The sequence below is a fragment of the Rossellomorea sp. H136 genome (assembly GCF_056838065.1).
The window spans coordinates 561,952-577,285 of sequence record NZ_CM166371.1; the positions used below are offsets into that span (position 1 = coordinate 561,952).

The 15,334-nt window shown below is 43.3% G+C and carries 13 protein-coding genes; 12 read left to right on the plus strand and 1 reads right to left on the minus strand.

Annotated features, from left to right (window positions below; translation table 11 throughout):
• Positions 1 to 18: 18 nt before the first annotated feature.
• The 6 genes from ACYH0O_RS02880 to ACYH0O_RS02905 all read left to right on the plus strand — a co-directional run bounded on the left by ACYH0O_RS02880 (position 19) and on the right by ACYH0O_RS02905 (position 8,508).
• A complete protein-coding gene (locus ACYH0O_RS02880) occupies positions 19 to 936 on the plus strand; it encodes a pseudouridine-5'-phosphate glycosidase (protein ID WP_482632486.1) in 918 nt (305 codons plus the stop codon).
• 95 nt (positions 937 to 1,031) lie between these two features.
• Complete coding sequence (locus tag ACYH0O_RS02885; protein WP_482631050.1) at positions 1,032 to 3,509, plus strand: PAS domain-containing protein; 2,478 nt, start codon at positions 1,032 to 1,034, stop codon at positions 3,507 to 3,509.
• A gap of 280 nt (positions 3,510 to 3,789) precedes the next feature.
• Positions 3,790 to 5,106 carry an FAD-dependent oxidoreductase gene (locus ACYH0O_RS02890; RefSeq protein WP_482631051.1) on the plus strand — a complete coding sequence of 439 codons (1,317 nt, stop codon included), beginning with the start codon at positions 3,790 to 3,792 and terminating at the stop codon, positions 5,104 to 5,106.
• Positions 5,103 to 6,092 (plus strand): class I SAM-dependent methyltransferase, encoded by a 990-nt coding sequence (locus ACYH0O_RS02895; protein WP_482631052.1) that lies wholly within the window; start codon positions 5,103 to 5,105, stop codon positions 6,090 to 6,092. Before ACYH0O_RS02890 ends, ACYH0O_RS02895 begins: the two co-directional genes overlap by 4 nt.
• Before the next feature lie 508 nt (positions 6,093 to 6,600).
• The gene (locus tag ACYH0O_RS02900; protein ID WP_482631053.1) at positions 6,601 to 7,908 is read left to right on the plus strand and encodes a lysine N(6)-hydroxylase/L-ornithine N(5)-oxygenase family protein; all 1,308 of its coding nucleotides are present in this window, start codon (positions 6,601 to 6,603) and stop codon (positions 7,906 to 7,908) included.
• 84 nt (positions 7,909 to 7,992) lie between these two features.
• Entirely contained in the window at positions 7,993 to 8,508 is a 516-nt protein-coding gene (locus ACYH0O_RS02905) for a type 1 glutamine amidotransferase domain-containing protein (protein WP_482631054.1), read from the plus strand.
• Between the two features lie 71 nt (positions 8,509 to 8,579).
• On the opposite strand, the gene ACYH0O_RS02910 is transcribed toward ACYH0O_RS02905, so the two are convergent.
• Entirely contained in the window at positions 8,580 to 8,801 is a 222-nt protein-coding gene (locus tag ACYH0O_RS02910) for a DUF1128 domain-containing protein (RefSeq protein ID WP_149154367.1), read from the minus strand.
• Positions 8,802 to 8,967: 166 nt separating this feature from the next.
• On the opposite strand from ACYH0O_RS02910, the gene ACYH0O_RS02915 reads away from it, so the two are divergent.
• From ACYH0O_RS02915 to ACYH0O_RS02940, 6 genes are all read left to right on the plus strand, one after another.
• The gene (locus tag ACYH0O_RS02915) at positions 8,968 to 9,462 is read left to right on the plus strand and encodes a low molecular weight protein-tyrosine-phosphatase (protein WP_482631055.1); all 495 of its coding nucleotides are present in this window, start codon (positions 8,968 to 8,970) and stop codon (positions 9,460 to 9,462) included.
• On the plus strand, positions 9,449 to 9,868 hold the full coding sequence (locus ACYH0O_RS02920) for a hypothetical protein (protein ID WP_482631056.1): 420 nt from the start codon (positions 9,449 to 9,451) through the stop codon (positions 9,866 to 9,868). The genes ACYH0O_RS02915 and ACYH0O_RS02920 overlap by 14 nt, the downstream gene beginning before the upstream one ends.
• Before the next feature lie 17 nt (positions 9,869 to 9,885).
• On the plus strand, positions 9,886 to 10,728 hold the full coding sequence (locus ACYH0O_RS02925; protein ID WP_426892893.1) for a YihY/virulence factor BrkB family protein: 843 nt from the start codon (positions 9,886 to 9,888) through the stop codon (positions 10,726 to 10,728).
• A 121-nt stretch (positions 10,729 to 10,849) separates the two neighbouring features.
• Complete coding sequence (locus tag ACYH0O_RS02930) at positions 10,850 to 12,586, plus strand: LytS/YhcK type 5TM receptor domain-containing protein (protein WP_482631057.1); 1,737 nt, start codon at positions 10,850 to 10,852, stop codon at positions 12,584 to 12,586.
• Positions 12,583 to 13,305 (plus strand): LytR/AlgR family response regulator transcription factor, encoded by a 723-nt coding sequence (locus ACYH0O_RS02935; protein ID WP_482631058.1) that lies wholly within the window; start codon positions 12,583 to 12,585, stop codon positions 13,303 to 13,305. Before ACYH0O_RS02930 ends, ACYH0O_RS02935 begins: the two co-directional genes overlap by 4 nt.
• A 334-nt stretch (positions 13,306 to 13,639) precedes the next feature.
• Positions 13,640 to 15,088, plus strand: a complete 1,449-nt coding sequence (locus ACYH0O_RS02940) for a carbon starvation CstA family protein (protein WP_149154362.1) — start codon at positions 13,640 to 13,642, stop codon at positions 15,086 to 15,088.
• Positions 15,089 to 15,334 lie beyond the last annotated feature (246 nt).

The following is a 15,334-nucleotide window of genomic DNA, read 5'->3' on the forward strand; positions in this document are numbered from 1 at the left end:
GTGAATATCAACTCATATATGGAATACTCGCAGGAAGTATCAGAAGCCAGAAAGACAGGAAAGGCGATTGTGGCATTGGAATCAACGATTATTTCTCATGGAATGCCTTATCCACAAAATGTGAAAACCGCCCGTGAAGTGGAGGATATCATTCGTTCAAAGGGGGCAGTGCCGGCTACGATTGCCATCTTAAACGGTAAAATTAAGATTGGATTGTCTCATGAAGAGCTTGAATATTTAGGACAGGCGACGGATGTGATCAAGGCAAGCCGCCGCGACATCCCTTATATCCTTGCTTCAAAAAAGGACGGAGCGACTACGGTTGCTGCTACGATGATTTGCGCCGAGCTTGCTGATATTTCCGTTTTCGTGACTGGAGGCATTGGCGGTGTTCACAGAAATGCAGAAGTGACGATGGATGTTTCGGCGGATCTTGAAGAACTTGCCGAGACGAACGTGGCCGTTGTCTGCGCAGGCGCAAAATCCATTCTGGATATAGGCTTGACGATGGAATACCTGGAAACGAAAGGAGTACCTGTTTTAGGATACGGAACGGATTCCTTACCGGCCTTTTACACACGAAGCAGCCCTTTTTCAGTGAACTATAAAGTTGACACACCCGAAGAGACGGCAAATATATTAAAAGCGAAATGGGATCTTGGACTAAAGGGTGGCGTGGTGGTAGCAAACCCGATCCCTGCCCAGGATGCACTGGATGAAAACGAGATGAATAGTATCATAGAAAGGGCATTAAACGAAGCAGAAGAACAAGGGATTGCCGGAAAGGAAGCAACGCCATTCCTCCTGGGGAAAGTAAAAGAACTAACAGACGGAAAGAGCCTTACTGCGAATATCGCACTTGTAAAGAACAATGCTCTTGTAGGGGCGGACATTGCGGTTCATTTTGCAAAGCTTGCTAAGGTAGAAACCTTCTAATCTTGTGAAAATTAGTGAAACCTGGGCAGATGGTATGCCCGGGTTTTTTATATGAAATATATTGACCGTTTATATGTTTGAAGAGGTAGGGTAAAATGGTGGTAAATAACGTTACGAAAAAGGAAGGTACTATGGCTGATATGCAACCCTATCATGCATTGAGTGTTGATTCGATTCCAGTCCCGGCTGCAATAATAGATGTGAAAGGCCAATCTTTCATAGAAGAGAATGAAGAATGGAAAGGATTGACCCTGCAAGAAGATAATCTTCTTCAGAGAATGTTAGAAGAAAAGAATTGTTCCATTCGCTTAAATCATTATAACTACACTGTTAAACGTAAACAGATAGATGAACAAAAAGAATTAGTAATGATTGTTCCAGAGGCCTGTGGAGAGAAGCACGTTTCTCATGATTATTCGAATAACTCCCGCTCGGCCATATATGAGTCTCTTATTTTTAACACCCCGACTTGTGTATGTATCCTTGATAACAAAGGGAAAGTAGTGGAGATGAATCAATCCTTTCAGGAGCTGTTTCATATTTCAGATACCGTTCTGGGTGAGTCTCTGTGCAATCAAACACCCCTTCAGAATCGATCCTTTATCACTTTAGTGATGAACGGAATAAGGGGAGTGAATACAACCGGGGAAGAAGTAACCTTCATAATGAATGAGAAACGGAAGATTACATGCAATATTACAATCTCCCCGGCCAATTACAAAAGTGATGGAACTGTAGACAGTGTCGGAATCATCCTTCACGACATCACGGAGAAGAAAAACTATGAAAACGAACTGGTCTCATTGAAAGCGGAACTTGAGAACACGCTTCGGCTCCAAAAGACGATCACCTATAAGATTAATAAGAGAGACAATGAATTTGTGATCGAAATGGCGGCAGGGGAGCTATTGAAAAAATTAAACCTGACTCCATCAAAGGTGATTGGCAAAACCATTGAAGAAGTATTTGATTCCCATCACTTAGGGAAGATCCAACCTAAACTAAAGCGCATATGGGAAACAGGGGAAGAGTTGACGTACGAGGATGAATACAAGGATTTAGAATATATCGCCTCCATCGTTCCAGTGGTAAAAGATGGAAAGGTAGTGGAAATCATCTGCTCCATCTCAGATATTTCCCTGATCAAAGATATTCAGAGAAAACTGATCGAAAGCGAACAAAAGTATAAGTCGATTGTGAAATATAGCCCTGATAATATTTATATGGTTGATACAAAGGGTATCATCCAGGAAGTGAACCCGGCTGTGAAAAAGCAATGGAATCATATCTCACCCTATATGATCGGCAGTCACTTCAGTGAATTCATAGCAGAAGGCAGCCGTCAAAAAGCCATCAATCACTTTGAAGTCGCCCTTAATGGAGAAGCTTCAAGATTTGTCACCACCTTCGAAAATGGAGAAGGTGGCAAAAGCCATGTAGCGGTCACCAACATCCCGATCCGGGTCAAAAACAAGGTCATCGGAATTTATGGATTTGGACAGGACATCACAGAGAAAATGAAGATGGAAGAAGAATTAAAGGAAGCGAAAGAATTACTGGAAGCATACTTCGAGCATGCCGGAGATGGGATTGTCCTTTTAGATCCAGAGGGTAGCGTATTAAAGGTCAATCAGCAGTTTGAATCTATGTTCGGTTGGAATAAGGATGAAATTACAGGACGAAAAATCACCTTTATTCACCAAGAAGAACAGGTAGGACAATTCAAACAGAATTTAATGACCATTAAGGCCGGGAAGCGAATAAAGGATTATGAAACGGTGCGGTACCGAAAAGACGGAACCCCGATCGAAATTGCCTTTAACATGAACCCGATCTTAAATGACGATGGAAATCTGATTGGTATTTCAGCCATCATCAGGGACTTATCTGAGAAGAAGCGAAATGAAGACTTACTGAAGAAATCAGAACAATTAGCGATGATCGGACAGCTTGCAGCAGGAGTGGCTCATGAAATCAGAAATCCGCTGACAACACTGAAAGGTTTCCTTCAATTGATGAAAGAAAATGCGAAAGATGACTTTTACTTAGGGGTCATCCAGGGAGAGCTTGATCGAATCGAAATCATCACCAATGAATTTCTGGCTTTGGCGAAACCAAGAGCCGTTCAATTTTCCCTGACGTCCTTAACGACCCTGTTAACAAGCTCTGTCGAATTCATTAAGATGGAATGCCTGAAGCAAGGAGTCGATGTGAGGTTCTCTGTGGAAAAAGCGGAAATTTATTGTGATTCCCATCAAATGAAACAGGTCATTTTAAATGTCATGAAAAATGCCCTGGAAGCCATGCCGAGTGGGGGTCTCCTAAGTGTTCAACTAGAAAAAGAAGATGGTTATGCGAAAATCTCCATCCAGGACAACGGAAATGGAATCCCGCCGGAGCGCATGAAGCATTTAGGAGAACCGTTCTATAGTACTAAAGAAAAAGGGACTGGTCTCGGATTGATGATCTGCCAAAAAATCATCAAAGAGCACCACGGCTCACTATCGATTCAAAGTAATGTAACGGAGGGAACGACCGTCACGATCTTACTGCCGAGTGCAAATAAGAAATAGTGGAAACTCCATGATGAGAGGGAACTCTTGTTGTGGAGTTTTTTTATTTCCTCGGCTATTGTCGAATTGCCTACAGGGAATAATCCGACAAAAAATGTAAAATTCTGAGAGGATTGAATCATGAAATGCTGATATTTTCCGGGAAATAGTACATTCTACAAATTTCTTATATCTCTTTTCGTTTTTAAGAACCTGTCTATTCATGGCGATTGGATGGAGCACATCGCCAAGTTTCAACATCCTGGAAAAAGGTTAAAGAGAGAGAAAGAGGTGAGGAGAAATGAAGACGAACGTCTTTATTAGTGGTGGAGGAATAGGCGGTCTGACACTCGGCTTGAAATTAGCACAGTGCAATATAGACGTAACGGTTGTGGAACGGTTACCAGGTCCAGGTTCCGTATACAAAGGCGAACTCCTCCAGCCAAAAAGCCTGGAAATATTTGATTCTCTTGGGGTCATTGACTCCGTATTTGAAAACGGCCATATCATTTCCGAATTGGAACTCATTGAATTGAAAAATGCGAAAACAAAAGCGGACAACTCCACGATGAGCTATTCGATTCTTCCCAGTCGATATCCTTATTCACTAATGATTCATCATGAAACGTTAAAGGAGATTCTACGAAAAAAAGGGCAAGAGTATCCAACATTTCATTATCGATCGAATACAATCTGTAAGAAAATAGAAGGTCATACTGTGATCATCGAGGATCGCGAGACGAAAGAGGCTCAAGAGATTCATAGTGATTTCATTATCGGGGCGGAAGGAAGAAGCTCTGTCACCCGTGACTATATGGAAGTGGATGTGAAGGAGAAAAAGTACAACCATCATTTCTTAACGGTGACATTTCCACGGCCCAAGGAAATGGTGAAGGGACGTATCATTTCTACATATCAATCATTCCTGGGTCTGTTCCCGTTACCAAACGATGAAGTACGATCCGTTTATCTCATTCCAGCAGGGGAATATAAAACGCTCAGGAAAAAATCGATATCAGAGTTTCATAAGCTTTATAACCAAATGTGCCCGGATCTCGATGGGTACGTGAACAAAATTGAGGACTGGAAGAAAATCCAGTTGATGGTTCCATTGAAATATCATGCGGAAACCTACGTGAAAGACCATCTTGCCCTGATTGGAGATGCGGTCCACACGGTTCACCCCATGGCAGGAGAAGGAATGAATATGGCGATACAGGATGGGAGTATTCTTGGAGAATTGCTGTGTGATATGTATTCTGCCGGTAAATTAGATCCGGTTAATCTGGAGTGGTACCCAAAGGTCCGGAAAAGAAGGGTTGCTCATCAAATGCATCTCAGTCATTTATCAGCCCTCGTATACTCGTATCCGTATCGCCCGGTTGGCTGGCTGAGGAATAAGAGCCTACAGCGTATGGAAAGGGACTCGATCTCCCATTATAAGCAGATGCTGAACATATCCGGTCTCGGCATGTGGAGAGAAACCCTTTACGACCGGATGGTCCAGGGGGGAGTGCTCCCAATCAGAAAGGATTCGTTAACAGAAGAAGAAAAATTCAACACAAAATTTACGGAAGTCCAGGATTATCCCTGGAAAGGAAAGGAGGCACTACAATGATCGGAGAAATGGTGAAAGTATGGCGGGCAAGAACTTGGATGAAAAAGAATGTGCCATTTCTGTATAGCTGGCATGCTTATGTAGGGTATGAAATGGATCTGTTTGACAGTTTTACAAAGCCTGCCTCCATTCAAGAAGTTGCGCTTGCTAAAAATATCGAAATGGACCTTCTTGAACAGTGGGTTGAGGTCGGCATCACCATTAAGCATATGAAGCGGGTGGAGGATGAGAAAGTCACAACAAGGAACCGCTGGAGGCTGCCCACTTCAAAGAGAGACCCACACTCATCAGGTATTTTGTTGAAAGAAATGATGGAGCTGCACATACCTGCCTTGTTGTCGTATCCTCAATTATTGCGCAATCAAACGAAGCAGCATTTCAACTCGGATATCCATGGATCGACTGTAGCGAAAACCTCCATATTATTAGAACGCTTTGCCTTTCCGAAGGTGCAGAAGGCGATAAAAAAATACAATGTGAATTCTATACTGGACTTAGGCTGTGGTGAAGGCGGGTATGTGAAAAGAATAGGAGACCGCCATCCTGATAAGAGAATGGTAGGGATCGAGATTCATGAGGCCGTTGCAAAGGCTGCAGAAGAGTCGCTCAGTGACTATGAAAATATTGAAATCCTTTGTAAGGACCTGCATGAATATGAGCCGGGACAGCTATTCGACATGATCATGGCCAATAATCTCTTTCACTATATCGATCCATCAGAGCGCCTGCCATTTTTCGAAAAAGCATCGACGTGGCTAGGAAAAGAAGGATTGTTCTTTGTTCTGACCCCTATGCAAAAGTCAAAGCACGGGCAGCAGTTTTCCAGCGCCTTCAACAGCTTCTTCATGACATTTCAGAACCTGTATCCAATTCCGTCGCAGAAGGAGATGGATACATTGGCCGGTAAAACAAATTTCAAAGTGGAGTCCGTCGAACCGATCGTAAAAGAAGGGGGATGGTATGTAATGATATTCAGGAAGAACTGATCCTTTTAGCGTGGATTGGTTTTATTGTTTGGGTATGTGGTGTTGGAGTGTGTGGCAGAGGTGTATGTCGGTTCGTGTCGTTTTTTCCTAAGTCGATAATAAAAGTGCCGAAGTCGATAATATATGGGGCAAAGTCGATAATATAATCTGAAACTCGATAATATAAAGTGGAAACTCGATAATATAAAGTTTCGCATCCGCATTGAAGTACCGCATCAATATACATTTGTCCCTTTTCCGAACCAATATCAAACTCGAATAATAAATAACACCGTTGAGGGTGCAATTCTTAAGGCAAATCAATCAAAATAATTCAGCAGTTGAATCTCGGGTATTTTAACAGTCAAATTCCGTTTGATAATCAACTGTTAAATATCAAGCGAAATTCAACAGTCAAAATATTCACACAACGCACACATCCGTCACAATTATTTTCACTAAAAAGGGTAATCACCCATCATTTTAGGGTAAAAATAGAAAGATGATTACAATTGTGGAGGAGAGCAAATTGAGAAGACAATATGTATATGATTGTATCGGTATTGGGATTGGTCCGTACAATTTAAGTTTGGCGGCGTTGATGGAGGAGAAGACAGATCTGAAGGTGAAGTTTTTTGATCAGACTCCGGAGTTCCAGTGGCATCCGGGGATGTTGATAAATCTGACGGATCTGCAGGTGTCGTTCATTGCGGATTTGGTCACGTTTGCCAATCCACAGAGCCAGTATAGTTATTTGAATTATTTACATACCCATAATCGTTTATATAAATTTTTCTTTTTTCAAAAATTTGAAATGCCGAGGCAGGAGTACAATGATTATGCCCGCTGGGTGGTGAGTCAGCTTAGCTGCTGTCAATTCCATAGTGAAGTGATCGGGGTCACGGATGAAGGCGACTGCTATAAGGTTGTGATCGATAACCGATTGACCGATGAGCGTGAGATCTATTATGCGAAGCATGTGGTGATGGGCACGGGAAGCAAGCCGTTGATTTTAGACGGAATGGATGGTCTGCCGGATGGGGACGTCCATCATACGAGTAAGTATCTGTTCCATAAAAACACGACGATGGAAGGTTCCTCGATTACGATTGTCGGGTCCGGGCAAAGTGCTGCCGAGGTGTTCTTTGACCTTTTAATAGAACAGAAGGATCATTCCTATCAGCTGACATGGCTGACCCGTTCCGAAGGGATTTTACAGCTCGAGTCGTCGAAGCTGGGACAGGAATTCTTTGCCCCTGACTATGTGGATTATTTTCATGGACTCACGTATGAGAAACGGGTGGATGCATTAGAAACGTTGGATCAGCTCAGAAACGGGATCGATCCGGATACACTCAATAATATTTACAACATCCTTTATAACCATTCTGTCAGTGATAGCTCTCCGGACATTACGATCCAGCCATTGACGGAGGTAAATAAGATCCGGAAAGAGGAGGATCAGTACGTCCTGAATTGCCGTCAATGGCAGGAGGATCGTGACTTCTCATACCAAACGGATAAGGTGATTCTAGCGACGGGTTATAAGCCGAATATTCCCAAATGGTTTTTTGATGAGTTCGAAGACAAAATCGTCTGGGAAGATGACAAGATGTATAAAGTCTCCCGGAATTATAAGCTGGAATTTAAAGAGAAACCGGATCGGGATCACCATTTCTACACGGTGACAAACCTTGAGCATTCTCACGGTGCCGGGGCTACGAACCTGGGATTGGCTGTTGATCGAAATATTCAAATCATCAATGACGTCGTAGGTGAGGAAGTATATAAAGTGCAGCGGAATACGATCTTTTCTCAATTCACGATGGATAAATAAGGGAGTCGTGTTTGAATTTATGCACAAAGGGTAAAGTACATGTGTGATAAAAAAACAAACGATAACTAGGAGTGTTTCAATTTTATGGCTAAAATAGCAACGTTAATGACAGACATGTTTGAAGACGTAGAATTTACAGATCCTGAAAAAGCGTTTAAAGAAGCGGGTCACGAAGTTGTGACGATTGAAAAAGAAAAAGGAAAATCAGTGAAAGGGAAGCAGGGCGATGCAACGGTGAAGATCGATGAGAGCATCGATGACGTCAATCCTGCAGACTTTGATGCCCTATTATTACCAGGCGGTTTCTCTCCGGATCAGCTACGTGCAGATGACCGTTTTGTGAAATTCACGAAGCATTTCATGGATGAGAAGAAACCGGTATTTGCGATTTGCCATGGGCCACAATTATTAATCACGGCAAAAGCACTGGAAGGACGAAAAGCGACAGGCTTCAAGTCCATTAAAGTAGATATGGAATATGCAGGTGTGACGTACGAAGATAAAGAAGTCGTCGTATGCGGCAACCAGCTTGTGACAAGCAGGACACCGGATGATCTTCCGGCATTCAACCGTGAATCACTGGCGCTCCTTACTAAATAGGACAAGTAAATGAAAGGGGACATTCCCCCAAGGTATTTTGTACCTTTTGAGGGAATGTCCCCTTTAACATATTATTTGCGCAGGTTACCCATTTCTTCAATGATCGCAGTCATTTCACTCGGGCTGAATCTGTCCTTGCGATCGACCATTACATAAAGGTCGTGAAGATCTTCATACATTTCTTCATTGAAATCTTCAGGCTTTACGGCACCGGCATTGACTATTTTTAATTTTTCTTTAATGACAGTGACCATGAATTCAATATTTTCCGTTGTGTTTTGTGATAAATCCATATGGAATCGTCCTTTCTAACGTGCATTCATTACATTTATCTTTCCATGATTCATTCACCCTGTCAACATAACTTCCACCTGAGAAGGATTTTTTTCGGAGAATGTTTTACACTATTAAGGAATGGGAAATGAGTAGGTAAGTTAAAACGTAAGGAGAGGCTCGTTCATGGTATCTGTGTTGTTTGTATGTTTGGGAAATATTTGTCGGTCTCCTATGGCGGAGGGGATCTTCAGGGCAAAGGTAAAAGAGGAGAATCTGGATGGGATGATTGAGGTTGACTCTGCAGGCACAGGAGATTGGCATGTTGGGAAGAAACCCCATGAAGGAACTTTAGCCATTCTTAGAGAAAATAATATAAAGAGTGGAGGCTTGCTGGCGCGACAATTTCAAGGTGAAGATAAGAAATATGATTACATAGTGGCCATGGACACTTCAAATGAACATAACATGAAGAAGATCCTTGATAGTGATCACCACGGAAAGGTGTTTAAGCTCCTGGACCTAGTGGAAGAATGCAGGGAGAAAGATGTTCCCGATCCATACTACACGGGGAATTTTCAAGAAGTGTATGATTTAGTGGAGTCCGGCTGCAGCCAATTATTAGAAAAAATTAAAAAGGACAATCAATTGAAGGAGGGTAATACATATGGGAAGCAATAAATTTTTCAAAGGGGTTTTGTTAGGTGCCGTAGCAGGGGGTCTTCTTTCCCTGCTGGATAGAACGACCCGTCAAGAAATGGGGACATCTTTAAAGAACAGCGGGAATTATATTTCAACGTACTCAAAAAATCCTCAAAGACTGGTCGAATCATCGAAGGAAGTGTATGAGAAATTACGAACGACAGCCGATCAGGTTAGCAGGGATATTCAATTCATCAGTGAAAAAGTAGATGAAATCAAAGGGATGACTCCACAGGTGAAAGAAATGATCGAGGAGACGAAAGAGACCTTTGAAGACTCTTCCGAAGCATATAAGGATACGTTTTCAGAGCGGGAGACATCAAATGAACTAACAACTCAGGATGAAGAGAGTCAACCAATTGCGTCTTCATTTAAAGGGTATTAACGAAACGGGGTGAGAACATGTCGGATGAGACGGTCAAAGGAGGATGGAAAGGATTTTCAAAAAGTCTTTTCTCAAATATTAGTGCGAATGATGTAACGGGGTTAGCCGCGCAAATTGCCTATTACTTTCTTTTATCGCTCTTTCCACTGCTGATTTTTATCGTGACACTCTTGCCATACCTTCCCGTAGAGCAAGGGGACATCCTGGGTCTGGTCAGGGATTTTGCTCCAGGGGAAACGATGTCCATGATCGAGGAAACGTTACAGGACATCATGTCGAACCGGAATTCCGGTTTACTGTCTGTCAGTATCATCGCCACGATTTGGTCGGCTTCCAATGGGATGAATGCCATTGTGAAAAGTTTAAACCGTGCCTATGATGTAGAGGAAACAAGATCATTCATTGCTACCCGTCTCATGTCTATATTATTGACTTTAGCCATGATTCTTGTATTTGTCGTAGCTCTTTTACTTCCGGTGTTCGGAAAACAGATTGGCCTATTATTATTTTCTCAATTCGGATTTTCAGAGCAATTTTTAACAGTATGGAACGGGATTCGCTGGGCGATCAGTCCCATCATCCTCTTTATTATTTTCGTTGGGTTGTACTTTTTTGCTCCGAGTAAACGGATTAAATGCTTAAGTGCGTTCCCGGGGGCGATTTTTGCTACGCTTGGCTGGGTACTCGCATCCTTGGCGTTTTCTTATTACGTCGGAAGCTTTGGGAATTATTCAGCCACATACGGCAGCATCGGAGGGATCATCGTCCTCATGATCTGGTTCTACTTAACGGGAATCATCATCATGATCGGCGGAGAAATCAATGCATTGGTCACGATTAAAGATAAAGATTCGTGTTAAAATAGGGGAAATCACTCCCCGGACATAGTACAGGTTCAAGTAGGGGAAGATTCTATTAAACATTCGTGTTTAAGGGGGTCTTCTTTTTTGATGTGAAATAGAAAGCGAGGTGGAGCTTTTGTTGATAGCTGCAATGGTCGAACGTCTTGGTATCATTGTGACCATAGCCTTTATCATGACGAGGATCAGTTTCTTCCGTCATTTAATCGAGAAGCGGACCAATGTGAAGAAAACCCAGACACTGCTCCTCATCCTGCTGTTTGGTTTCTTTGGGATCGTAGGTACATACACAGGATTGATCGTGAATCCATTTCAAGAGGAATATACAAAATGGCAGTGGCATCTTCAACAGAATGAAGCGATCGCCAACTCCAGGGTGATCGGTGTCGTGGTCGCCGGGTTACTGGGAGGCCCATGGATCGGACTTGGAGCTGGATTGGTCGCTGGAGTACACCGGTATTTTCTCGGCGGATTTACGGCATTCTCGTGCGGGATCTCGACGGTGTTAGCGGGATTACTGGCAGGGTGGATCGGGAAGCGGGAAAAGAAGAACAGGCTTGTTTCCCCTCAAAAAGCGTTTTTAGTTGGTTTTGTTGCAGAAGGGATGCAGATGCTTCTCATTCTTCTATTATCTAAGCCATTTGATGATGCTTATTTACTCGTTTCCGACATCGGCTGGCCGATGATTCTTGCAAACGGGGTCGGAACCGGGATTTTCCTGTTGATCATTAAAAGTGTTTTTTATGAAGAAGAGCGGATGGGAGCGGTTCAATCCCAGAAAGCATTGAGGCTGGCCGATAGCACGGTGAAATATATGCGAAAGGGATTAAATGCAGCCTCTGCTCAGGCAACGTGTGAGATTCTGATGAGAGATGTGAATGCTCTGGCGGTTTCGATTACGAACACTTCACATATCCTGGCTCATGTCGGATTAGCCTCGGATCATCACCAGCAAGGACGCCCGATTCAGACCGAGGCGACGAAACGGGTCATCGAAACGGGAGAGCTCATGAAAGTGGGAAGAGAGGATATTCAATGCGACCGGAGTGGATGTCCATTGGGAGCGGCAATCATGGCGCCTCTTTTAAAAGGGGATGAAATTGTCGGAACGCTTAAATTCTATTTTCATTCGGAAAAAGAAATCTCGCCGATCCTGATGGAATTAACGAAGGGGATTGCGACCCTGCTTAGCCATCAGCTTGAACTGGCTGAAATCGATACCCATAAAGAGCTTGCGAAAGAGTCAGAAGTAAAGGCGCTACAGGCACAGATCAATCCGCATTTCTTGTTCAATACCATCAATGTCATCGTGTCGTTGACAAGGATCAATCCCGATAAGGCGAGGACTCTGTTGATTTCACTATCTCAATTTGTGCGTCAGAACCTGACAGGAAGCACGAAATCCACCTCGACCCTTAAAGAAGAAGGACAGCACGTAAAGGCCTATCTCGCCATTGAAGAAGCACGTTTCTTTGACCGGCTGGAAGTGGTGTATGAGATTGACGAAGATGCCCTGCAGGCGAAAGTCCCTTCGATTACCCTTCAGCCTCTTGTAGAAAATGCAATTAAGCACGGGATGAAGAATGTAGAAGAAGGATTTGTGTTGAAGATTTCGATTTCGCTGAATGGTGATGAGGTGAATGTTCGTGTTGAGGATAACGGTGCGGGAATCGGTGAAGAGAGAGTGGAGAAGCTATTACTTGAACCAGTAGAATCACAGTCCGGTACAGGTATCGGCCTCTATAACGTGAACAAACGATTGAAAATGATGATGGGGAAAGAAGCAGGTCTATCGATCACTTCATCAATAGGAAACGGGACCGCTGTTGTATTTAAAGTAAGGAGTGAGGAAGGATGAAAGTCGCCATTATCGATGACGAACCATATAGCCGGGAGGAAATGAAGCATCTCTTAAGCGGTTATTCATGGGTGGAAGTAGTCGGAGAAGCAAGCTCCGCTGAAAAGGGATTGGAAATCATTTTAACAAAAGAACCCGACGTCTTAATTCTTGATATTGAAATGCCGGGCATGAGCGGGGTCGACTTAGCGGAAGCCCTGCAAAAAATGAAGCACAAACCGGAAATCGTCTTTGCCACTGCGTATCCGGATTATGCCCTTAAAGCGTTCCGGGTAGAAGCCGTTGACTACTTATTGAAGCCATTTGAAGAAGATCAGCTCGCGCAAACGATGGAACGCTTGAAGAATCTTTTGAAAGTGGAAGTGAAAAAGCAGAGCGAGAGTCCCTCGATGGGGAAACTTGCGGTTCAGGATGAAGACAAAATTGTATTCATCAGCCCGAAGGACATTCTATATATCTTCCGAGAAGAGCGAGAAACCTTTATTTGTACGGAGAAAAAGAAGTATACGTGCCGCTTGCCGATCAAGGAATTGGAATCGAAGCTCAGTACATATCCTTTTTTTCGGGTCCATAAAAGCTACCTCGTTCAGCTGCCATTCGTGGAGGAGCTAATCCCTTGGGGGAGTGGCGTGTATCAGTTGAAGGTTCATGGAGCGGATGAGGCGATTCCGGTGAGCAGGAATTATGTGAAGGAATTGAGGGAGCGGTTGGAATTGTAGGTGAGTGTGGTTTTTTGATTGTTTGGTTTGTACCAGATATATTTGATGTTGATTGTACCAGGTACAAGTTAGTGGATTTGTACCTGGTACATAAACGGTTCATAGTACCTGGTACAATTTTGGTTTTGGGTGCCTGGTACAAATCGAGCATTCGGTGCGAGGCACCAAACCAGTCATCTGTAACAGACACCATATCTTCTTTCCCTGCACATAAACCCTCGCTCAGAACATCTTAACCCCAATTTGCAACATCTTAAACAGAATGTGACGAAACTGTGAATATGCTTGCTATAATGAAAGCGTATTCATAAATGAGCGAAAGGGGATCATAAGCATGGTTACATTTCTGGTCTCGATTGTTGTATTAATTATCGGTTATTTCACATATGGAAAATTAATTGAAAAGATTTTTGGAATCAATGAAAGTCGTTCGACTCCAGCTTATGCGAAGGCGGATGGAGTGGATTATGTACCAATGAAGACGGGTAAGAACTCTATGATCCAGCTATTGAATATCGCTGGTGTAGGACCCATTTTCGGTCCGATCATGGGGGCACTTTATGGACCTGTCGCCTTCCTTTGGATCGTACTCGGAGCGATTTTTGCCGGAGCGGTTCATGATTACTTAACGGGAATGATTTCGATCCGTAACGGTGGAGCTCATTTGCCGGAGCTTGCAGGACGCTTCCTGGGCAAGACGATGAAGCATGTGGTAAACGCATTCTCGATTCTATTACTCGTGCTGGTGGGTACGGTTTTCGTTACAGCACCTGCAGCATTAATCGCTAATCTAACGCCAGCCTGGATTTCTTTAGGTGTCATTATTGCTGCAATCTTTATTTATTATATTGTCGCAACCCTGTTACCGATTGATAAAATCATCGGTAAGGTGTACCCGCTTTTCGGAGCACTGCTTGTCATTAGTGCAGTTGGGATCGGTGCCGGATTAGTGATTACCGGGGCGGATATTCCCGAGATCAGCTTAACGAATATGCATCCAGAATCAGTAGCGATTTTCCCATTATTATTCTTGACGATTTCTTGTGGGGCACTTTCAGGGTTCCATGCCACACAATCACCAATCATTTCAAGAACGACTCAAAATGAGAAGAACGGACGCAAAATTTTCTACGGTATGATGATTCTAGAAGCGATCATTGCGATGATCTGGGCAGCAGCTGCCATGAGCTTATTCCAGCCGGGTGAATTGAATGCCATCCTGAAAGAAGGCGGACCTGCAGCGGTTGTAAGTGAAGTATCGATCCTTATGCTTGGATCAATCGGTGGAACACTCGCCATCCTTGGAGTGATCATTCTTCCGATTACGTCAGGTGATACTTCATTCAGAAGTGCGCGTATGATCATTGCCGACTATATCAAAGTAGGACAAGTGAAAATGTCCAGCAGGCTTTGGATTGCGATTCCATTGTTCGTAATCTCAGTCGTGTTGACACGAATCGACTTTAACCTATTATGGAGATACTTCTCCTGGGCGAACCAATCGACAGCAATGATTGCTCTTTGGGTAGGTGCCATGTATCTGGCCCTGCAAAAGAAACCTCACTGGGTCGCAACGATTCCAGCGATCTTTATGACGATGGTGACATTCACGTATATCCTAAGTGCTCCGATCGGTTTCGGTTTATCAATGGGCACAGCATATATGGGAGCAACAGCCGTAACCATCGCCGCAATCTTAGCTTTTATTTACACATTAAGAAAACGCTTAAACGATGGATCCGTCATTCAAGTCGACGAGGACGTTCCTCAATCAGCAGCCTAATGATAAGAGAGTTTTCCGGTAATTACCGGGAGACTCTTTTCATTTTTAGCACAAAATAAGAATGGTTCAAAAACCACAAGTTTTCTTAATGACGACTAATTATTAGGAGTGATTCAGCATGACAAAGAAAACAAAAAAAGACGGCGGTACAAAGCAAAACGGCAAGCACAAACCGAAACAGAAAACATCCGGTTCTGCTAACGGGCAGAATGGATACCACTAGGAAATGACGGCCAATCCTTTACG